Source organism: Ruegeria sp. N8 (assembly GCF_056531325.1).
In genome coordinates this window covers 20,084-39,106 of the sequence record NZ_JBQFLQ010000013.1, presented here as the reverse complement: position 1 = coordinate 39,106, position 19,023 = coordinate 20,084, and the positions used below count along the sequence as shown (strand labels likewise).

General features: G+C 52.1%; 20 protein-coding genes. 9 read left to right on the top strand and 11 right to left on the bottom strand.

Translation table 11 applies throughout. The annotated features are described in order from the left end of the window. Positions 1–94: 94 nt before the first annotated feature. Together ACR0C5_RS18115 and ACR0C5_RS18110 are read right to left on the bottom strand one after the other, a co-directional pair. Positions 95–583, bottom strand: a complete 489-nt coding sequence (locus tag ACR0C5_RS18115; protein ID WP_170803326.1) for a RidA family protein — start codon at positions 581–583, stop codon at positions 95–97. Positions 584–853: 270 nt separating this feature from the next. Next, positions 854–1,681 carry a sulfotransferase domain-containing protein gene (locus tag ACR0C5_RS18110; RefSeq protein ID WP_480878217.1) on the bottom strand — a complete coding sequence of 276 codons (828 nt, stop codon included), beginning with the start codon at positions 1,679–1,681 and terminating at the stop codon, positions 854–856. 459 nt (positions 1,682–2,140) lie between these two features. Between ACR0C5_RS18110 and ACR0C5_RS18105 the strand changes: the two genes are divergently transcribed. Beyond that, positions 2,141–3,865 (top strand): adenylate/guanylate cyclase domain-containing protein, encoded by a 1,725-nt coding sequence (locus ACR0C5_RS18105; RefSeq protein ID WP_480878215.1) that lies wholly within the window; start codon positions 2,141–2,143, stop codon positions 3,863–3,865. Between the two features lie 227 nt (positions 3,866–4,092). Here ACR0C5_RS18105 and ACR0C5_RS18100 read toward each other — a convergent pair whose 3' ends face one another. Further along, positions 4,093–5,052: an alpha/beta fold hydrolase gene (locus ACR0C5_RS18100; protein ID WP_170700179.1), complete on the bottom strand. Its 960-nt coding sequence runs from the start codon at positions 5,050–5,052 to the stop codon at positions 4,093–4,095. 208 nt (positions 5,053–5,260) lie between these two features. On the opposite strand from ACR0C5_RS18100, the gene ACR0C5_RS18095 reads away from it, so the two are divergent. Beyond that, complete coding sequence (locus ACR0C5_RS18095) at positions 5,261–6,124, top strand: alpha/beta fold hydrolase (protein ID WP_170568092.1); 864 nt, start codon at positions 5,261–5,263, stop codon at positions 6,122–6,124. 172 nt (positions 6,125–6,296) lie between these two features. On the opposite strand, the gene ACR0C5_RS18090 is transcribed toward ACR0C5_RS18095, so the two are convergent. The 3 genes from ACR0C5_RS18090 to ACR0C5_RS18080 form a co-directional block, all read right to left on the bottom strand. Continuing rightward, complete coding sequence (locus tag ACR0C5_RS18090) at positions 6,297–7,346, bottom strand: GFA family protein (protein ID WP_480878212.1); 1,050 nt, start codon at positions 7,344–7,346, stop codon at positions 6,297–6,299. Between the two features lie 221 nt (positions 7,347–7,567). Beyond that, positions 7,568–8,368, bottom strand: a complete 801-nt coding sequence (locus ACR0C5_RS18085) for a glutathione S-transferase family protein (RefSeq protein WP_480878210.1) — start codon at positions 8,366–8,368, stop codon at positions 7,568–7,570. 4 nt (positions 8,369–8,372) lie between these two features. Then, complete coding sequence (locus ACR0C5_RS18080; RefSeq protein ID WP_480878208.1) at positions 8,373–8,816, bottom strand: cupin domain-containing protein; 444 nt, start codon at positions 8,814–8,816, stop codon at positions 8,373–8,375. 142 nt (positions 8,817–8,958) lie between these two features. Here ACR0C5_RS18080 and ACR0C5_RS18075 point away from each other — a divergent pair, with 142 nt between their 5' ends. From ACR0C5_RS18075 to ACR0C5_RS18045, 7 genes are all read left to right on the top strand, one after another. After that, positions 8,959–9,861, top strand: a complete 903-nt coding sequence (locus tag ACR0C5_RS18075; protein WP_480878206.1) for a LysR family transcriptional regulator — start codon at positions 8,959–8,961, stop codon at positions 9,859–9,861. 327 nt (positions 9,862–10,188) lie between these two features. After that, complete coding sequence (locus tag ACR0C5_RS18070; protein ID WP_480878204.1) at positions 10,189–10,647, top strand: DUF3291 domain-containing protein; 459 nt, start codon at positions 10,189–10,191, stop codon at positions 10,645–10,647. A 288-nt stretch (positions 10,648–10,935) separates the two neighbouring features. After that, complete coding sequence (locus ACR0C5_RS18065) at positions 10,936–11,061, top strand: hypothetical protein (protein ID WP_480878202.1); 126 nt, start codon at positions 10,936–10,938, stop codon at positions 11,059–11,061. Positions 11,062–11,074: 13 nt separating this feature from the next. Continuing rightward, positions 11,075–11,527 carry a TspO/MBR family protein gene (locus ACR0C5_RS18060; RefSeq protein WP_480878200.1) on the top strand — a complete coding sequence of 151 codons (453 nt, stop codon included), beginning with the start codon at positions 11,075–11,077 and terminating at the stop codon, positions 11,525–11,527. Positions 11,528–11,538: 11 nt separating this feature from the next. Beyond that, positions 11,539–11,736: a hypothetical protein gene (locus tag ACR0C5_RS18055; RefSeq protein ID WP_480878198.1), complete on the top strand. Its 198-nt coding sequence runs from the start codon at positions 11,539–11,541 to the stop codon at positions 11,734–11,736. 560 nt (positions 11,737–12,296) lie between these two features. After that, on the top strand, positions 12,297–13,478 hold the full coding sequence (locus ACR0C5_RS18050; protein WP_480878196.1) for an adenylate/guanylate cyclase domain-containing protein: 1,182 nt from the start codon (positions 12,297–12,299) through the stop codon (positions 13,476–13,478). Positions 13,479–13,569: 91 nt separating this feature from the next. Then, entirely contained in the window at positions 13,570–14,337 is a 768-nt protein-coding gene (locus ACR0C5_RS18045) for a hypothetical protein (protein WP_480878194.1), read from the top strand. A gap of 38 nt (positions 14,338–14,375) precedes the next feature. On the opposite strand, the gene ACR0C5_RS18040 is transcribed toward ACR0C5_RS18045, so the two are convergent. The 5 genes from ACR0C5_RS18040 to ACR0C5_RS18020 all read right to left on the bottom strand — a co-directional run bounded on the left by ACR0C5_RS18040 (position 14,376) and on the right by ACR0C5_RS18020 (position 18,968). Next, positions 14,376–14,825, bottom strand: coding sequence for a MarR family winged helix-turn-helix transcriptional regulator (locus tag ACR0C5_RS18040; protein WP_170775435.1), 450 nt, complete (start codon positions 14,823–14,825; stop codon positions 14,376–14,378). Beyond that, entirely contained in the window at positions 14,815–15,915 is a 1,101-nt protein-coding gene (locus ACR0C5_RS18035) for an Acg family FMN-binding oxidoreductase (RefSeq protein ID WP_170775437.1), read from the bottom strand. The genes ACR0C5_RS18040 and ACR0C5_RS18035 overlap by 11 nt, the downstream gene beginning before the upstream one ends. A gap of 214 nt (positions 15,916–16,129) precedes the next feature. Continuing rightward, on the bottom strand, positions 16,130–16,807 hold the full coding sequence (locus ACR0C5_RS18030; protein ID WP_480878191.1) for a GntR family transcriptional regulator: 678 nt from the start codon (positions 16,805–16,807) through the stop codon (positions 16,130–16,132). Beyond that, the gene (locus tag ACR0C5_RS18025) at positions 16,804–17,835 is read right to left on the bottom strand and encodes a Gfo/Idh/MocA family protein (RefSeq protein WP_480878189.1); all 1,032 of its coding nucleotides are present in this window, start codon (positions 17,833–17,835) and stop codon (positions 16,804–16,806) included. The genes ACR0C5_RS18030 and ACR0C5_RS18025 overlap by 4 nt, the downstream gene beginning before the upstream one ends. Then, a complete protein-coding gene (locus ACR0C5_RS18020; protein ID WP_480878187.1) occupies positions 17,832–18,968 on the bottom strand; it encodes an isocitrate/isopropylmalate dehydrogenase family protein in 1,137 nt (378 codons plus the stop codon). The genes ACR0C5_RS18025 and ACR0C5_RS18020 overlap by 4 nt, the downstream gene beginning before the upstream one ends. Positions 18,969–19,023 lie beyond the last annotated feature (55 nt).

Here is a 19,023-nt window from a genome sequence, read left to right as displayed (position 1 = left end):
ACCCAAATGCCTTCTTCCATACAGTACTTCTGCCCGACGCAGCGACATTCCTGCTCCTCTTTGACCGGTACGTCGTTCCGGATTCACGTGTATTCTAGGCCGTTGAGACAATAACCTCTGCTTCGATTTCAATTGGGAAGTTGATTGGTAGGCCTGCCACCCCGACCGCCGTACGTGAATGGCGGCCAATCTCTTCTCCAAAGACGTCAATGATCAAATCCGTGAAACCGTTGAGAACCGCAGGCGTATCGCTGAAGCCAGATTTGCAATTTATCATCCCATGAACTCGGCACCACCCCGTTATTCGGTTTAGACTGCCAAGTTCGCGCTTTAGACTGCCGAGAATAGAAAGCCCGACTTTGCGTGCTGAGGCGTAGCCCTCTTCCACAGACACATTTTCTCCGACTGCTCCAAATGGCCCGGCCGGAGTACCGTCTATTTCTTGTGGTCCATGACCAGATACGAACGCCCGGTCGCCCCGAACGTTAATCCACGGAAATGGCAACACCATACCAACAGGCAATTTTAGCGGCGCAGGTAAAATGATGTTGTGGTCTACCAATCGCTGTTCAGCGTCGATCATGGTACTCTCCCTCGCAGCACTTGCATGGATCTTACCATAAACCATGCCCAAAGCTGGCTTCGACCACCAAACTTTGCAAAGTCCGCTTTGTCCGCATCTGAGACATAGGACGAAACCGCGGCGAACGGCCGTGGTTGGTAACGGCAAAGCCTGGCCGCGGTCGCTGGCCATGAATGACCGCTCATCGAGGTTACGGGTCATCCGGAAAAAGTCCCAGATGGCCGAGACGACCCCAGAGCGGCTATCTTAATTTATTCAGCGAGCAACGTCCTAAGCAGTAAGCTCTCCGCCAGACTGAAGCCATCGCGCGTCGTCTTCCGGGAGCAACTCTGCAAGACGTTTGTGAAAGGCACGAAGGTCTTCGTCTGAAAGCTTGCCCTCCCACTTGCGACTGCTTGCGCTATCAAAGAAGGCTGACGGGTCTTTGAAGGTTGTGGACCGTCGTGTTTTTTCTTTGGCACTCGCGCGCGCATTAGCTTGCATGTTCTCGAACTGGATACTTTCCGCAATCGCGGTCAACATTTTATCGTCAATTTTGAGGCCGAGTACGGAAGCTAGCTTTCTGGTATGAGAGAGTAAATCGCGCCGCATATCGGCGTAGTGGAAAATGTGTATGCTGGGATATTGGATGTTTGACTTGAAGGACTTGAAGTGATGAACGATGGCCTCAAGGGTGATTCCATCGGCCATCGCCTCTCGAACGGTCTCACCAAGAAAAATGGCGAATGAAGCTGTCGGCTCATCCGGGAACCTGTCTTGGATCAGGTCTTCCTTCAGGTTTGCCACATGTTGGCGCATCGAAAAATGTGCGTCGATTGGGTGTCTGTACACCGCGATGTAGGTGCAATCTGGATCGAAAGGAATGCCGTCAAAAGGCGTATGGGTCTTGATGCATCTTCTGTGGTTTTGAGCTTCGAACATTCGAACTATAGGGAGTTGATCTCGAAACGCAGGGTCGAGCCAAACCGACAGATCATCCATGACCTTGTCCATACCAGGCTTTTCAAACAAGAGCGACAGCACAAGGGCCTGTGTCCATGTTGTTCCGCACTTAGGCGGTGTTGCTACAATCACATCTCCTTGGCGCAGCGCGAACATGTCCCAAATCCGATTGTCGGTGAGACGTGTTCTGTACTCGAATGCCTTTCTTGAAGACGCTCGTATTGTCATTCTGATTTCCGCTAATGGACCCTTAATGAAACGATAGCAAGCATGCGGCGCTGAACCTAGAATTTTGATGGCACCCGAGTAGGAAGGCTTGTCAAAAGTGCCAAGCCAAAACCTTGCATTCGCGGCTAGAAGCTCGTTTTGCCCTCAAGGCAGTCATACGCGGCACCTTGCTCCAGTGTCTGTGCTGCGGTGTAAAGTCGAAATTACAAAGTTCGGTTTTTCGAGGTCCGCTTCTGCCTAATTTACCCAAAAGCAAAAAGCTTGCGTGTCGTTATTCGGTCACTGATGTTCATTGAATATTGATCGCGATTTATGCGCGAAACCCCTAATATCCCTTTGACACTCCTTCACAATGGATACGCGGGAGGAATTTGTTTGGAGCGGTACTTGGCTGCCATACTCGTGGCTGATGTTGTTGGCTATAGCGCGCTTGTCAGTGCTAACGAGGAAGCCGCATTGCACACATATAGGGGCCACTTTAGGGCGCTGGAGCCGCATGTCGGCCTGAATGGCGGACGCCTATTCAAAAGAACCGGTGACGGTTTTCTTGCAGAGTTTTCCTCGGTTGTAGATGCGCTAGCATGTGCGGAAACGATGCAACGTCAGATGGCTGAGCGGAACGGGGCGCGCGGGCAAAGTCCGGAAATGCAATTCCGTATGGGAATTCACGCAGGCGATGTTTTTGATGACGACGGTGATGTTCTTGGTGACGGCGTCAACATCGCGGCCCGGCTGGAAGGTCTTGCTCCTCCCGGAGGGATCATCGTTTCAGGTCGGGTTTACGAAGACCTTGTGGGTAAGGTGGATGTATCGTTCACCGAATTGGGGCCGCAATATCTGAAGAATATCACACGCCCTGTATCTGCTTACTCGGTACAAACAGCATTTGCTACTGAATCCCCGATAATTCAATCTCGCCCAGACAAGCCTTCGGTGGCCGTATTGGCGTTTGACAATCTGTCGCCTGACGCTGAACAGGACTACTTTGCAGAAGGTATAGCCGAAGATATAATCACCAGCTTATCCAGAGTGCCCTGGATATTCGTGGTCGCCCGAAACTCTTCTTTTTCTTACAAAGGGCTTTCGGTTGATGTGCGTCGTATCGGCCGAGAGCTTGGTGTCCGCTATGTATTGGAAGGGTCCGTTCGCGGCGCTGGTGACCGGTTGCGTGTCACGGGTCAGCTGATTGATGCGGAAACCGGGTCTCATGTTTGGGCGGATCGATACGATGGCAAGCTCGATGATGTTTTCGAGCTTCAGGACCAGATTACCGAGGCTGTCGTTGCTTCGATTGCGCCAGGTATCCGACAAGCTGAAATAGACCGTGCCGCTCACAAGCGCCCTGACACCCTTGGAGCCTATGATCACTTCCTACGTGCGCAGTCCTTGATCTACAGGTTCAATTTCACTGAAGCAGACGACCATTTGTCAAAAGCTCTTTCACTCTCAAGTGAGTACCCATTGGCAAGCGCTCTTCGAGGCTGGATCCGCACTTTGCTATGGAACCCGGATACGCGTCCAAACGAGGCCCGATTTGATTACGCAATTCAGCTGGCACATGAGGCTCTGGCGGCATCACATCTTGACCTAGAGGCGCAAGCATATGCCGGTTACGTACTCGCGTTTCTGTCGGAGGATACAGAGTATGGTTTGTCACTTGTGGATCAAGTCGTCGAGAGAAGCCCAAATTGCGTTTCAGCCTGGGGATCCAGCTGCGTACTGCGTGGCCTGATGGGCCAAGCACAGACGGCACAGGCACATGCCAGGGAGGCGCTCCGACTTAACCCGAATGACCCACTAAACTACCGTGTCCACATGGGTATCAGCCTGTCGCAAATCGCGGAAGGGAATTGGCGCGATCTAAGAGAAACCGCCCAAAAAATGCGTGCATTTCATAATACTGTGACTGTCTTTCGCCTGAACGAACTTGTGGCGGAAATGGCTCTCGGCAATGAGAGCCGAGCTAGAGAACTCGCACGTATTCACGTGTCGCGGGAACCCGATTTTAGCGTTTCAATGTTCCGGCATATGCGCGCTCGTATCTCTATCGCAAAACCAGAAATCTATGACGCCTACTATAAAATGCTGGCAGCCGCAGGAATTCCTGATTGACGACACCAGTTGTAGACCAGCGGCAAGTCATAGCAAGCATGCAACATGTGGAAACATATTTTTGCCGCTGGAAGAATGCCCAATTTGGTCTGCGAACAGTCGTTGAAGTGAATAGCGGCGAGCGGCAATCGAACCTTCGCGGCGCTCTGCGTGAACGATTGCTCTGCGGACAAAGCCGCCATTGCCACGTTAGATCAGATTAATAGGTTTGCAGTTTCATGCTCTAATCAGAACAGATGCCCATACGTGCGAATTGCATGCTGTCTGTTTTGCAGTTCAAGTTTGGCGTAGATTTTACTTGTGTGGTTTCGAACGGTTTTTTCACTCATTTGAAGACTTCTAGCAATTTCTTTACCACTCATTGCTTGGCAGATGAGTCTCAGCACGTCCTGCTCGCGCTTTGTCAAATCGTTAAAGTCCGTCGTTTGACCGGAAAATGTAAATTCAAGCAGGCTCTTGGAAAAAGCGCGCCAGGCAGGTTCATCGCGTTGGATAATGTGATTTTTTCCCTCTAAAGCAGACATTGTCGCTCCGGGAATATTCTGAGCGAGACGTTGTCCTTCTTCAAACGGAATAACCTGATCGTTCCTTGAATGGATCACCAGTGTTGGAACTGAAACCTTTGGCAATAGACTTTCAACATTAACGTCAGCGCGCGCCATAAGCAGGTCGGCCCCTGTCTCAGGCAAAACGGTCTTTTGGCAAAGTTCTGTAAACCAAGAGCGTTGTTCGGACGGCGCACCAGGAAGAAATCTTGATGTAAATACATCTTGAAACGCTGGGTTGTCATTCTCCCAACCCAGGCGAAATACATCGATAACAGTCTTGTAGTTTTTGGCGGCAACCGATCCGCGGTGGTTGCTGCCCCTTGCATAGCCTCCAACGAGTACCATCCCGGCGACTCTGCCGGGATACCTCAGCGAATACGCGATAGAAGTCGCAGCGCCCTGAGAAATACCCAGAAGATAAATTGGTTCGTCTATTTCAGCGGCGTCGATTACAGCTTCGAGATCATCAACCCAGTAATCAATACCCAGGTTCTCAACTCGTTTGTCAGATAATCCGCAGCCTCGCTCATCATATCGAACAAGGGTGAATTGACTTTCTAGCAATTCGATCCAGTGAGACCAAATTGGACTGTCTAGATCATAACTGAGATGCGTGAGCCAGTTAGCCGCCTTTACCATTGGTAGGCCGGTTCCGGATTTGCTCCACGCCAGCGACGTACCATCGCTTGAAGAAGTGTATCTAACGGTTCGCATGTCTTTTTTTAGTCAATTTGGGGCAAATGTCCCATCAATTTCCCGTCGGTTTGAGTCTAGCCGGGACATGTGTCCGATAGGTTGAAGGCCAGATGAGTGACACCGTTGTGAAACTCAGAATGGAGGTCATCACATGAATAAGCAATTTGACGCATCACTACACGCTTGGCCGTGCTGGTCCCAAATATCGCCTGCTCCCTGCGTGGGGCTACATTGTTCTGGCGCTGACGGAAGCCAGTGGCGCAATCTGTTTGCCCGGATGAGCGAAGAAACCAAAACGATAGCACCCGACCTAATAGGAACCCTGTCTAGGGGTCATAAAATCCCGGACGGGCCGTTCACATTGGAAAACGAAGCTGCTTCGATTATCACCGAGATAGAGAAGCTTGGCAGGCCCGCTCACTTGATTGGACACTCCTATGGAGGAGCACTGGCTTTGCATATCGCCAGAGCTCGACCCGACCTTGTTCGATCACTTTGTCTCTATGAACCAACTTTGTTCAGCCTACTGAAAGCCGGAGAGGTGACTGACGGTTTATTGTATTCCGAGATTGTTAGCCTCACAAACGCAATACGAACTGGCATAGAAGAGGGATGCGAAGAGTTTAGCGCACAGGTTTTCACTGATTTTTGGGGAGGACTTGGCTCTTGGCAAGCCCTGAGTCGCGAACGCAGGTGCGCTATGATTGATTGGGTTCACAAAGCCCCAAGCGATTTCGATGCGCTTCTGAAAGAACCTGACCCAGAATACATTCTTTCTGAGGGAGTTCCCTCTACGATCATTCGCGGATCGCAGACGCATGTGCACACAAAGCGCATCGCGGAACTTCTGGCATCCCAAGGCAAGCTTGTTGAACTAAAGGTTCTGAAAGGTGCTGGCCATTTGGGTCCCTTTACCTTCAAGGAAAGTTTCGAGATGGAGGTGCTGTCGCATATTAGAACTGTTGACCGCCGCGACATGGCCTCAATGGAAATCAAGCCGATCAGTAGATCGTGAGCCGGGGACACTGGAAATCTAGAAAAAACGACCGACCGATCTGGGCTCCGAGCGGTCGGTCGCTGTACAGCAGCGCTAACGTCTTATGGGCGCCCGCATTGGGCTCGATGTTGTCATTTTCTCAAACGCTAGGAATGTTCTCTTTGCGGATAAAGCAGAAATCGCTCGGTCACTAAAAAACCTCAGGCGGCTTAGCCAAAGGTCCCCAAGTTTCAGGGTCTGGTAGACCGACACTTGACCACGCTTCTTGCAAAACTCTGGAGTCTGAAGATCTTGTCCGCGGCAAATCATCCAAAATATCAAACCAAGGCATTTTGCTTTCTATTCCGGAGTGGACTGAAGGAGCAAAGTTTTCCGGTTGGTCGAGGCTCGAAGTATGCAGGACCAGATAGGCCGTTTCTCGTGGCTTTACGAGCTTATAAGTTAGGCTTGCCCCGCATCTGGCACAAAAGCCACGATTTGCTATCGGCGTAGTTGCGAAGTATCGAGGTTCCTCGGTGAGAAATCGAACAGCAGAAGCGGGAAAAGCCGCCCATGCATTAACTGCTGAACCAGAAAATTTTCTGCAACAACTACAATGGCAATACCCTGTGCTTATGGCGGGTGCGTTTATTTCATACCGGACCAACCCACAGATGCAGCCACCTGTCACTAAGGTTTTGGCCAATTCATCTTCATCAAAATCCAGAAAACCCCCTTCCTCTCCGGGTTCTGAAACGGTCATGTAGACATGTATTGGAGTATCAGTGCTCTTGAGTCTTTTGTGACCGCAATCCGCCAGCGGAAGATCTATCTTGCCCGCTATTTGCGCCATTACTTCTCCTGAAACCGCGATTCCACCTGGTTCCGCTATTGCCTCAAGCCGTGCGGCAGTATTTACGCCGTCTCCGAGAATATCGTCGCCGTGTACAACGACATCACCGAGCGAAACTCCGACGCGTAAAATGAGTGGGTCGTCACTGTTCGATTGGCGTACTTCGCGTGCGCAGGCTCTTTGAATGTTAATTGCACAATTGACCGCCTCAAAGACACTCGAGAACTCAGCCAAAAACCCATCGCCAGTAGACTTAAAAACACGACCCCGGTTTGCTTCCACCTGCATGCCGATGATTTCACGTTCTAGTCGAACCAACTTAGCTAATGTTCCGCTTTCATCGCGTGATACCAATCCCGCGAAACCGACTATATCGGTGGCCAGAATGGCCGCCAATTTGCGTTCCATCTCCGTTGCTCCGAGCCAACAATCTCCAATTGATGCCTGCTTACTTTAACATAAAATCGGTCGCAGCGAGCCACGGTAGCTGAGGTGTTATTTCCAGTTTTGAAAGATCGTTCAAGGCTGCGATCAGCCAATCATACTTGCTGCGGAGAACGGCACACGAGTCCAATTTGTTCGATGCCGCACAGCGCACAAATGTCCGGCGTTGACTACTTACTCCATGGTCAGGCGACAAGGCCCAGCTCTTTGTCGGTAGCTGTCGCTGCATACTTTTCCCTTGGGGGCATGGGTCTCGATTGCCAAGGCGGTTCGAAGGTGAAACTTGAAACGCTGCGACCGTTAGGCAGGGCACCGTTTCCGGCCCCGAGCGCGTAGTCGTAGTAAAGCTTGACGATCTCTTCTTCGGTCACCTGCGCTGTTTCTGGATGCGCCATGCATGCATCACGCCACGCTCGTACCCGGTTATAGTCTTTGCCCACCGGAAGTTTGAACCCTTCATAGTAGTCAAGGAACCAAAACCGCTTGAACATCGGCGTAAAAACAGCCTCTGCCAACCCGAAGTCCTCGAACAAGAACGGGCCAGTCGGGTTGTAATGACCTAAGAAACCATCAAGGTCTCGATAGAGCGCGAGAAGTTTGTTCAAATGCTCATCTCGGCGCGCCTGATCCTGATTCATGACAAAGAGATAGCCCGCCATTGTGAAGGGTCCTTCGCGCGCGATCAGCATCGACTCAATGGCGTGTTCGGCAGGATCACTGCGGCGCAATGGTGCCCCCGGTAGGGCTTCGTCAAGATAGCGCAGGATCACGAGGCTTTCTTTCAAAATACGACCGTCGCTTGTTTCCAGCACGGGCAAGGCTGTCGTACCTCGGGTCTTGGCTAGCAATTCAGGGTCGCGCGGCTTGGTGATGTCTACTACACGAAATTCTACGGCATCCGTCAGTCCGCGCAGCGCAAGTAGGATTTCCAGTCGCTGCGAGAAGGGACAGACGGGGATATGATACACGATATGTTTGCCAGTCATGGTATCAATCCAATGGTGGGCCAGTGAAGGCCATGTTGTGCCGCTTGGCGCTCTCTTCGATAGCAGGCATGTCCTCGGGAATGCGGCACTGACCGGCCGCCATGTCGGAAAAGAAACCTTCGAATCCGCCGGGTGTCAGGATCACGAGATGGCGGCAAGGTTCGTCGTCTGTCACCTTGAAGGTATGTTCCTTGCCTCGTGGGATGAATACGCTTTCGCCGGCCCCTGCGGTGAACTCCTCGCCTTCTAGCCAGAACCTGCATGTTCCGGTGAGGATTACGAAGGTTTCGTCTTCGTTTTGATGCACGTGGCGTGGAGGGCCGCTACCAGCAGGAGACCAACTGTCCACTATAGACATAGTGCCGCCTGTCTGTTCTGGGCCGAGGATGGTTTTGTATTTTACGCCGAGCCATTCGATGGCTCCGTCGATTTGGGCCTGATCCTTCATCGTTTCTCTCCATTGGCATTGGATTGAAACGAAAGCGCTTCCGTTGACAGAATCCTATCCGAAGGCCAACCTATCAGGCAAACCGCAATATCTAATATAGGATATCGGCTAGGTGAATTTCGCTACACTGGACCTCAACCTTTTGCGCGTGCTGGACGCCCTCTTTAGCGAAGGCTCAACCGTCAAGGCGGCCGACAAGCTCGCCATGTCGCAATCCGCAGTCTCCGGTGCATTGTCACGTCTTCGTCATGCCTTGGACGACCCCCTTTTTGTCCGGCAGGGAAACCGTTTGGTCGCTACCGATTATGCATCCAAGATTGAAGCCGGTTTGCGCGAAGAACTTGAACGTCTGGAAGCTTTGCTAGCCCCACCGGCTACCTTTGACCCGCAAACCGCTGAAGGCACTTTCCGGATCGCCGCCAGCGATTTTTTCGCGGAACTCCTGATGCCGCCTTTGGGTGATTTCCTGCAAAAGTCGGCGCCCAATCTACGAGCGCAGCTGGTTGATCTGGTTCCGAATGACTATGTGGCCAGTCTTGAGCGACGCAACGCTGACATTGCGCTGATCCCGGATTTGCTCCTGCCGGACTGGGTCAATCGGGAGCCGCTTTTCCATTCGCCGTTCCACGTGATAGCTCGCAAGGGAAATCCAAAGCTTGAGGGGCTTCAGGAAGGGACACAAATGCACATGGATACGTTCTGTGCGCTCCACCATGTCTTGTTCTCCCCCGAAGGGAACTTGGCCGCGATGGGCGATGCTGCCCTAAACCGCGTCGGAAAACAGCGACAGGTTGCTATGACAGTGCCCGTCTTCAGTGGCGTTTGCCGCGCGGTTAGCGAAAGCGACCTCATCGCGCTTGTACCCGCTCAGCTCGCAAGGAAAGTGGCCAAGACATTCGAACTGAAGGTGTTCGAACCTCCGATGCATATTGAACCAGCGTTGATCATCGGCATCTGGCACAAGCGTTCCGACAACGCCCCGATGGCGGCTTGGATGCGTAGCCAAGTCTTCGAATTGATGAAGGCGTTGGACTTAGACAGTTAGTCAAACTGTCCTAAGTAGCGCCTTTCGGACAGAAACAAGTTGATGTTTCGAATGACTGAATCGAAATAGATTCCATCAGCCAATGCAGACATTCGCTCAGCCGCAGCGAACACACGTTTTGCCCGCTTATCGAAAATTGCAAAGACTGGTTGAAAAGGTCCGTTTTGGGCCGCTGTTTGACAAACGAACAAACCGCAGAGGATGCATTGAGCGAACAGCGTCGGCGTTGTTTCTGCGTGTCGGTTTGTAGCCGCAGATCTAAAATCGCTGGACAGAGTCAGAGCTGCTGGTGACTGTAGAAACCACGTTCAGCTGTGGAGATATTTTGTGGAACATATTGCACAAATGAACATGGGGTACTTGCTACACCCTCCGGGCGATCCCCGTATTGCAGGGTTCGAGGACAACTCGGATCGTCTGAACGCTGTCGCAGATCGATCCAAAGGTTTTATCTGGCGCCTTCAAGGAGAGGGCTACGATCTCCCGGAGAACGACACGGGTGCATTGTTTGGTCGGCCACATGTCGCACTGGCGACGCTATCGACTTGGCAGAGCTTTGCAGACTTAGAGCATTTTGTTCACAGGACTATCCACGGTCAGTTTCTTGACCGACGGATGGAGTGGTTTGAGCATTTTGATGAGGCAAGCTATGTTATCTGGCCGATCCAGGCCGGACATATTCCGAGCCTGATTGAAGGAAAGGAAAGACTTCTTCGGTTGAGAAAAGATGGGCCAAGTCCGGAGGCTTATGACTTTGCAACAGGTAGAGATATGGTTGCTAAATAACCAGCTCAGCGACTACAAAGTCGACTCGACTATGGATTGATTTGCCCCAATAAGAATTCACTTTTGACCGAGTTTCGGTGAGTTTAAGTTGATAGATTCACGCTACGACAATCACCATTTGAGCGTGTATGGTGAACCGCGCAAACTTATGGGCAAATTGTGCAAAGTTATGCGCAAATGCTGCGCAAAACTATGGGCGAAGACACCCAAATTTTCTGAACAGAATCAATGATGGCAATGCAGCTTTATGCGCGCACCTACAGGATGTGTAGATGACAGCATCGGGCAATGCGAAATCATCGTACCGGGTCGGAGATCGAAGGCGCCATGGTGTCATATACCGATGCGGATGAGACCAGTACTGCGACCTTCTCTTCGGGCTCGCTTGTCAACGTGATGACCAAGGACTGCTGAAAGCTATCCTACAATGTCGAATTGGTTGATCCGCATAGCATTCCTGGCGCTTGTGGTGGGCGGCGGCATACTGATCGGGACACTGACTGCACCTGGCGATTGGTATGCGCAGCTTTCTAAACCGGCTTTCAATCCACCAAATTGGATTTTTGGGCCGGTTTGGACGGTGCTTTATGTCTTGATCGCTATGGCGGGTTGGCGCCAGTTCGAAACAGACCGAAGCTCGACCGCAATGAAGCTGTGGTGGGCGCAGATGGGTCTGAACTTTTTGTGGTCCCCAGCCTTTTTCGTACTGCAACTGCCGTGGTTTGCCCTTGTAGTCATTGTCGTGTTGTTGGCCGTAATCGTCATGTTCATCGCTCTGGTCAGGAATTCAGATCGGGCTTCCGCACTGGTCTTCCTGCCGTACTTGGCATGGGTCTCATTTGCCACGGCGCTGAACCTTTCCATTGCGATACTGAACTGAGCGGGAACAATATGCGTGGCAACTTCATTGGGCTTGTTTCAGGTATTGTTATCATCGGATCCACGTTGGCTCAGGCTGATGCAAAACTGACTGAAGACTTCTCCAAGTCTCCGGAGATGCGTTGGGACTACGTTGCCGACACCGTCATGGGAGGAGTTTCTTCAGGGCAGGAGCAGTTTCGTTCGGAAGGTAATATTGCATTCGCGTAGTTGACCGGAACCGCCAGTACTGAAAACAAAGGCGGCTTTATCCAGTTCCGACGCAAGTTGCCTGTTCGGCCAGATACAGGTGTATCAGGTGTCAGTCTATTGTTCCGGTGCAACGGCGAACAATACTTCGTCTACCTCAGGACAAGTGGCACCGTGATTCCATAGCAATACTGTCAGGCCGAGTTTGCAACTTTTGATGAATGGACCGAAGTTTATTTGCCTCTGTCTGGCTTCAAGGCTTCAAGGCTTCAAGGCTTCAAGGCTTCAAGGCTTCAGGTGCCATGTTACGCGCTATTCCCGTTGCGGATGCAATCACCTCAGTTGGAGTTGTTGCCTTCGGGCGCGACTACGTGGCCCGCGTAGATGTCAGCGAGATTGGTTTCTACTGAAGGACTAGTCCCTAATTTTACCTCTGTTGCCAGTCAATGTGAAACTTGAGGTTGCCTTGTCTGAGGGTGATGATTGCGCAAAAAGCCTCGACCGCCCAATTAGGGGCTGGCGGTTTTGACGTAACATCATTTCAAACGTACTCTGGCAGCAGCCAATCGCAAACGAGGACCATGTCTGATCCCGAGAACAGGAGTGACTCCGCCGCGGAACATTCGTCGCGTGCTGCAACCGATGGTATCGGCATGGCAACGGAGGAATTCAGAATTTCGATGCCAATAGGGATCGGAGCAGTTTTGGCTGCACTTGCCTCTTTGGCCACATGCTATTCTGGGATTCTGTTGACTTATTTGGTTGGCTATGAAGCGCTTTCTATAAACCCTCATGCGCAAGCCGTGCTCATGTGGGTGTTTGCTGTGTTGGCGGTTAGTTTCTTGTGGAGAGACCGGAAGCGGCATGCCAAAGAGCTTCCACTTGTCCTCGGTGGAATTGCTGCAGCTATCCTGATTATCACGCTGTATTTCGGCTATGACGAACGCGTAGAAGCGCTCGCCTATGTGCTTTTGGTGATTGCGGCTTTGCTAAACCAGAACTTCATTCTCGACGCGTTAAACCACACGGTTCGCAACCAGACGCATGAAATAGAGGCTTTGAACGAAAGGCTGACAGAGAAGGTGAAGCGCCAGGAAGGCGAGATTGACAGGCTAGGGCGACTCAAACAATTCCTTGCTCCTCAGGTGGCGGAGCTTGTCGTAGAAGAAAACTCTGACGAGCTTCTTAATACCCATCGTCAATACATCTCCTGCTTATTCTGCGACATCCGGAATTTCACCGCTATTTCCGAGGCGATTGAACCGGAAGAAGCCATTACTCTTCTCCAGCAATTCCACGACGAGGTTGGTCAACTAGTTGCCCAACACAAGGGAACAATTGGATACCGAGCTGGAGACGGACTAATGGTCTTTTTCAATGATCCGGTTCCATGCGATCAACCCGTCCTGCAAGCCGTACGGTTGGCTAGAGCAATAAGCGAAGCCTTTGAAGGAATTCGAGCACCTTGGCAAAAACTGGGGCATGCAATGGGTCTGGGTATCGGAATCAGCAGCGGATACGCGACCCTAGGGCTTGTCGGGTTTCATGGTCGTGCCGACTACACCGCTATCGGCGGCGTGGTGATCACCGCATCGAGGCTTTGCGATTTTGCCATCGACGGGCAGATCCTTTTGAACCAACGAGCGTTTTTAGACATAGAAGAGTATGTAAAGACAGAAGAACTGGGAGAAAGAAAGATGAAGGGCATCGGCAATCCTGTGCAGATTTTCCGTGTCCTGAGTCTATCTGATCAGCCTAAGTGATGCGGTTTGCTTTTAGGAGTTCATGCGTTTGTTGGATTGACTCTTCGCGACACCGATCCACCTTTCTGATGCAGGTTTAGGAGCATTCTGAGTGTTTGCAAGGACCATCGCCTTGTTGCTTTGCGCCGCTTCGAATCCTGTCGTGGCATTGCAGCTGCGCGAAACAGGTCGTTACGAGCTCAACCAACCCGCAAGTCTTGACTACGATCCGACGTTTTGTGGCTTGTGGATCGCGAACGAGGGGGCCGAAGCAGTTCTTGTCACACTGCAAGGTGATGAGTTGCGCCGCATATCCAGCGATCTCTTCCGTATTAAAGCAATTGCTATCGAAGGGGATCACTTGTTGCTAGGCGACGGTCTCGGCAGCCTCCAACGTGTAACTAAGGAAGGTGTCACTTTAGCAGCACCCTTTGAGCTTGAAGGTGGTTTTGCGGATACCGAAGGGATCGCAATCAATGCCCAGGGGCAGATCGTGACCGTCGAAGACGATCCCGAACGGTTGTCCTGGTTCACTTCAGAAGGCGTCCTTACGGCAAGGTTGGATACCATGAAACTCTCTCCTCCCTTGAGTGAGCCGCAGGGCATCGCGATTGACCCGCGCACCGGTCACATGTTGATTGTTGATGACTGGGAAGGGTCAAACAGCTTGTATGAGTTTACGGCAGACGGCAGACTGCTCGCCCAGCAAAGTCTGTTGGAATTCGGCGTTGATCCAGAAGGCATCGCCATTAGGCCGGGATCTAACCAACTGTTCGTGGCATTCGACGGCGGCGCGAAGATTGTGACATTTGACTACACGCCCACCTTGCCAGCAGGATCACCGCCGCTTCCCCCGGGCGGAGACTGCATGATGTTCTAAGAATTTAGCTTTGTATTCAGGCTGAAACTGATTTTTGCCTAGTCTCGTTCGCTGTCTAAAGCTTCCCGAATGAGCGTAAGATTGGGTAGCGAATTGTGAAATGGGCCTGACCCGAGTTCTGATAATACCGGAGCCAGGGACTCGGACATCCGCTCCGTACAAACTCTCATAAACTCCGCGCCTTGCGGCGTTGACCGGGCAATTTTGGAGCGCTTGTCGTTGGGGTTGGTTTCAAGGGTGATCAGCGCATTGTTTTCAAGGCTCGCGAGCATGTGCGTCATCGACGTTTTGGGCACTTGAAACGCGTTCGATAGCTGCAGCGGAGTTTCTCCCTCGGGACGCCGGACCAGATGTCCTAATACTCCAAATTGAGTCGCTGTCATTCTTCCGGGCAAGAACGCTTCGAGCTTGGTCGAGATCAACTGATTGATGATCCCGATCTCGGTGAAGAACCGGTAGACTTCGTTGGTCTCATCTTCAGGCTTCATTCAGAATTCGGTTCTCCAGTGGCCAGCGGGGTGTGGCAATTGGCTCGGGTCCATATCCCAAACGCAGCAACATTTGCACCGTGTGGCCCGGTGACGCAAGAAGCTCATGCGCCAGAGCGTATTCATTGGCCATCTCAGGATACTCCTGAAGGGCCTGACTGACCGGATGAACGCCCAGGCCCATTTCGGTTGTCTTCAGATAAAAACGCATCAACTTACGTCCTGTGTCAAGTTGGTCCCTTCGAGTGTTGGTGGCAGTCGTGAGGACTGCGTATTGCGGCGTCGCGTCTAGCATAGCGAAGTAGCCTCGCATGTGAGACTGAGTGCCTGGGTGGTCAACATTCATAAGGGTCTCATTGTCTAACAGGCCGGAAAGACGCAGCGCTTCCAGCATGGAATCGCGTAATTCAATCCCGTCGGGATTGGCGTTTATTTCTGCTTTCCCGATCCGCATGAGGTCGACGGATTCTTTCAGGGTCTGCGGTGTTCGCATTTCGATTTCGAAAGCGCGTTTCGTGAGGTTTCGAACACTCACCACCAAATCTTCATCGGTAATCAAAGTTGCATAGTTGCCAAGCGTAGACACTTGATCGGCAGAGAGGCGCTGTTCAGTGTACGGTTCTTTGTTGGAATGCCGTTTGAGGATTTGATCTGAGAGTGGATCGGGCGCTCCGCCAGGAACAAACACTGCTTCTGCGATAGGTCCGTCATCTCCATTTGGCAGTATCTTGACCTCGGTATCAAATCCCTGTGCACCTGCCGCCAGGACCATCGTCTCAACAAATGCGCCGAGGCCAATATAGAGCTGGCGGTGGTAAGGATCGGTTTCCGGAAGCTCGCGATCAGTATCGCGGTGGATGCGAACCTTGTCTTGCCCAACCAACTCGACGAGCCAAGGTTGCAAGTTGTGTGGGTTGGGGGCGAGAATTGCGTAGGACAAAGCGGCTTTGCGTGGGTCTTCGTACGGTTTTGGCGTCCACGGAGCCAGCGCGTCATGCGGCGTGCGTGTAGCGAGGAACGCAACCGCACCCGTTGCCGCCAGAATTGTGCCTCCGCCTAGAATCTTAAGAAAACGTCTTCGATTTGGCATCTTGACTCTCCAATAGTACGATATCGAACTAAAATAATGCGAAATCGTACTATTGCAACCCCAATCGATGCAATGATTGGTTGAGCGACTAGAAAGAAGAAATCAGAGCAGCCGGAGGCAACTGCGGGTTGCCGTGGTAGACAAGCACTCGGAGCGCCTTCAATGCCAAAAACAGGCAGTTACTTTAGCTGACTAAAGACCGGATACGAGTCGGTCAGAGGCTGTTGAGCCGATGTTTTTCGAGTATCCCGCAAAGCATAGCCTGTGCTTGCAGCCTGTGTTCACGGTGACGTTCACGGGCGGCATCTGGACGACCTTCACTGATCGCTTGAAAAACAACCCGGTGATCTTCATTGGATTTGACGGGCAGGGGCCTGATGAACAACGTCGTTGCGCGCGCGCGACGCACCTGATCGCTCATCATGGCGACAATCGCTTCGACACGTTTGTTGCCGCCCAACCGAACAAGCTCCTGATGAAACAACTCGTCGGCCTCGGCCCAGGCTTCAAGGTCTTCGGCTTCGATGGCTTGGTCCATCTTTGCAATTGATCCGGCAAGTACCGCCAGTTCATCTTCCGAATAACCCGCTTCGGCAGCGCGCTGCGCTGCGAGACTCTCGAGTTCCGTTAGGATGTCGTAAATTTCACGCATGTCATCTAATGAAACAGGCAATATCCGCACGCCCTTGCGGGGCCGCATCTCAAGCAAGCCCTTACTTTCCAACATCAGCGCAGCTTCCCGTATCGGGGTGCGGGACATGCCAAGTGTCTCTGCGAGTTCCGATTCCAGATGGTCAGTTCCGGCAGCTAGTTCGCCAGACAGGATCATCTGTCGCAAATCCCTAACAGCGCGTTGGGTGTTGGAAAGAGTTTTTGCGTCCTGATCCTTCACGGCGTCTCCAGGTTGATCTTTCGTCCCTCCGCAGCTGAAAGGTAGATGCTTTCTTCGATGCGGATCACGTCCAAATAGTCTCGGGCCGTATTTTCCAGCGGCGTGCCCTTTACAAGGCCTGAAACGACGTGACTTTGCAAGGCGTGTACGCAGTCTCCTCCAAACCCATCATGATCGCTGGGGGGGAGAATCCGCTGTTTCTCCCGTTTCCCAAAGGCGCGAAGGTCGACTGAACCGTCACCGTTAAGAAACAGTGATCCTTCGCTTCCTTCGATGAGAGCCTCACCCATGGTTTGACGCAGGTTTTCGGCACTGTGGTCAAGGCACCTGTTCCCATCGAACAGGGCTTTCAAGCCGTTAGGGTGATCAAACAAGATGAAACCTGCATCCTCGCCCGAGATAATGGGATTAACTCGGCGCAAGTCCGCATAAACTGCACTGGGCGCATCGAACAAAAATCTGAATGTATCTACCCAGTGAACCGCTGTTTCATGCACCAGAAAACGTGGCATGTCCTGAAAGTACGGCTGCCGGTCAAGGTATGCATGCGGTCCCTGTCCGTCGCCAGGCCGAAGCCGGAAAGTCGCTTGTAGCGGTGTCCCAATTCGACCCCCGGCCACTGCCTCTTTGATAACGCGATACCAAGGCTGGAAGCGAAAGTTCTCGTGTACAATGATAGTTGCGCCTGCCAATTCAGCCTCGGAGACGATCTTCTCCGCTTCAACTAGAGACAGGCAGAATGGCTTTTGGCAGATCAACCACTTTATTCCAAAGCGCAGTGCTGTTCGGATGGCGTCGGCCTGCGCCACTGGTGGTAGGATGATGTCCACGAGATCAGGTTCTTCGATCTCCAACATTTTCGACAGATCGTCATAAGCCGTCAGTCCTGTTTCCTTCGCCTTTTTTATATCGCGGTTGCAGGATGCTACCGGAATAACACCGGGCATTCGGGACCAACTTTCGTAGTGGAACCTACTGAAATATCCCGCACCTACACACGCGACCCTGATGGCTTGTTGAATATTCATGCCCGCAATGCTTCCAATACCGATGAGGCTGCGTCCTGCGTTCCGGCGGTGCCACCTAGGTCACGCGTTAGGTTCTGTCTGTTCGCGGTCACCTTTTCCACGGCTTCACGCAATCGTTCGCCGTCGTTGGACAGGCCTGGGTGATCATGGGTCAAACCCAACCATTCAAGCATCATTGCTGCCGACAGGATCATCGCAAAGGGGTTGGCAATACCCTGTCCTGCAATGTCTGGAGCGGAACCATGGCAGGGTTGGAATACAGCGTGATTCAACCCGATATCCGCTGACGGAGCCAGTCCAAGACCGCCCATAAGACCTGCACCAAGGTCGGAGAGGATGTCTCCGAACATGTTCTCAGTGACCAAAACATCAAATTCCCAAGGTTTTTGAACCATCCACAGAGCCGTTGCATCAACATAAGCGTGGTCTGCCTGCAATTCGGGATAATGGTCGGCTTCCGCATCAAACATCGATCTGAAGAACGCAAAGGCGCGGAATACATTGGCTTTGTCGACACATGTAACTCGACCCCGGCCGCGCCCGGTTCTTTTGCGGTTCTTGGCGAGTTCAAACGCGAAACGGAACAGTTTTTCGGACACCTCACGCGTGATCAGCAGAGTTTCACGTGCTTCGTGTTCAGTAACTTCGCCAGCGCCTTGGGTGAAGAACAGTCCTTCTGTGCTTTCGCGTATCAAGACAAAGTCGATCTCTTTTCCGGGAGGCAGCGCCAAGGGGGTCATTTGTCCGCTGCTTACCTTCACTGGCCGTACACCAGCGAAAAGTCCCAGTTGCTTTCGCAGATCGATTTGCGGTGAGATCTCGGTTCCGTCTGGGTATCGAACATCCGGCAAGCCCATTGCAGACAGCAGAATCGCGTCAGCATTGCGCGCGGTTTCGAGTGATCCAGCCGGAAACGAATCTCCAGTTTTGGCATAGTGGCCTGCGCCCGCCGAAGCATCTGTAAATACCAGCTCGTAGGTGGAACTGCTGCGTGAGAGCTCACGCAGGATTTCAAGCGTAGGGGCCATAATTTCCGGGCCGATCCCGTCCCCGTGGAACACCGCAACATCGTACGTTTTTTTCATCTTAGCCCGTATCCTTCCCGTTTCGCATTCATAGCGCGATAGCAGCATTTACTACAGCACGTTGACAATGCATTCTTTAATGTATACGCAAATAAATGCAATA

Coding starts and splice junctions, on each gene's coding strand:
- ACR0C5_RS18115 (WP_170803326.1), bottom strand. CDS start 583: ATGATCGACGCTGAACAGCGATTGGTAGACCACAACATCATTTTACCT.
- ACR0C5_RS18110 (WP_480878217.1), bottom strand. CDS start 1,681: ATGTTCGCGCTGCGCCAAGGAGATGTGATTGTAGCAACACCGCCTAAG.
- ACR0C5_RS18100 (WP_170700179.1), bottom strand. CDS start 5,052: ATGGTAAAGGCGGCTAACTGGCTCACGCATCTCAGTTATGATCTAGAC.
- ACR0C5_RS18095 (WP_170568092.1), top strand. CDS start 5,261: ATGAATAAGCAATTTGACGCATCACTACACGCTTGGCCGTGCTGGTCC.
- ACR0C5_RS18090 (WP_480878212.1), bottom strand. CDS start 7,346: ATGGAACGCAAATTGGCGGCCATTCTGGCCACCGATATAGTCGGTTTC.
- ACR0C5_RS18085 (WP_480878210.1), bottom strand. CDS start 8,368: ATGACTGGCAAACATATCGTGTATCATATCCCCGTCTGTCCCTTCTCG.
- ACR0C5_RS18080 (WP_480878208.1), bottom strand. CDS start 8,816: ATGAAGGATCAGGCCCAAATCGACGGAGCCATCGAATGGCTCGGCGTA.
- ACR0C5_RS18065 (WP_480878202.1), top strand. CDS start 10,936: ATGCGAAATCATCGTACCGGGTCGGAGATCGAAGGCGCCATGGTGTCA.
- ACR0C5_RS18060 (WP_480878200.1), top strand. CDS start 11,075: ATGTCGAATTGGTTGATCCGCATAGCATTCCTGGCGCTTGTGGTGGGC.
- ACR0C5_RS18055 (WP_480878198.1), top strand. CDS start 11,539: ATGCGTGGCAACTTCATTGGGCTTGTTTCAGGTATTGTTATCATCGGA.
- ACR0C5_RS18050 (WP_480878196.1), top strand. CDS start 12,297: ATGTCTGATCCCGAGAACAGGAGTGACTCCGCCGCGGAACATTCGTCG.
- ACR0C5_RS18040 (WP_170775435.1), bottom strand. CDS start 14,825: ATGAAGCCTGAAGATGAGACCAACGAAGTCTACCGGTTCTTCACCGAG.
- ACR0C5_RS18035 (WP_170775437.1), bottom strand. CDS start 15,915: ATGCCAAATCGAAGACGTTTTCTTAAGATTCTAGGCGGAGGCACAATT.
- ACR0C5_RS18025 (WP_480878189.1), bottom strand. CDS start 17,835: ATGAATATTCAACAAGCCATCAGGGTCGCGTGTGTAGGTGCGGGATAT.
- ACR0C5_RS18020 (WP_480878187.1), bottom strand. CDS start 18,968: ATGCTGCTATCGCGCTATGAATGCGAAACGGGAAGGATACGGGCTAAG.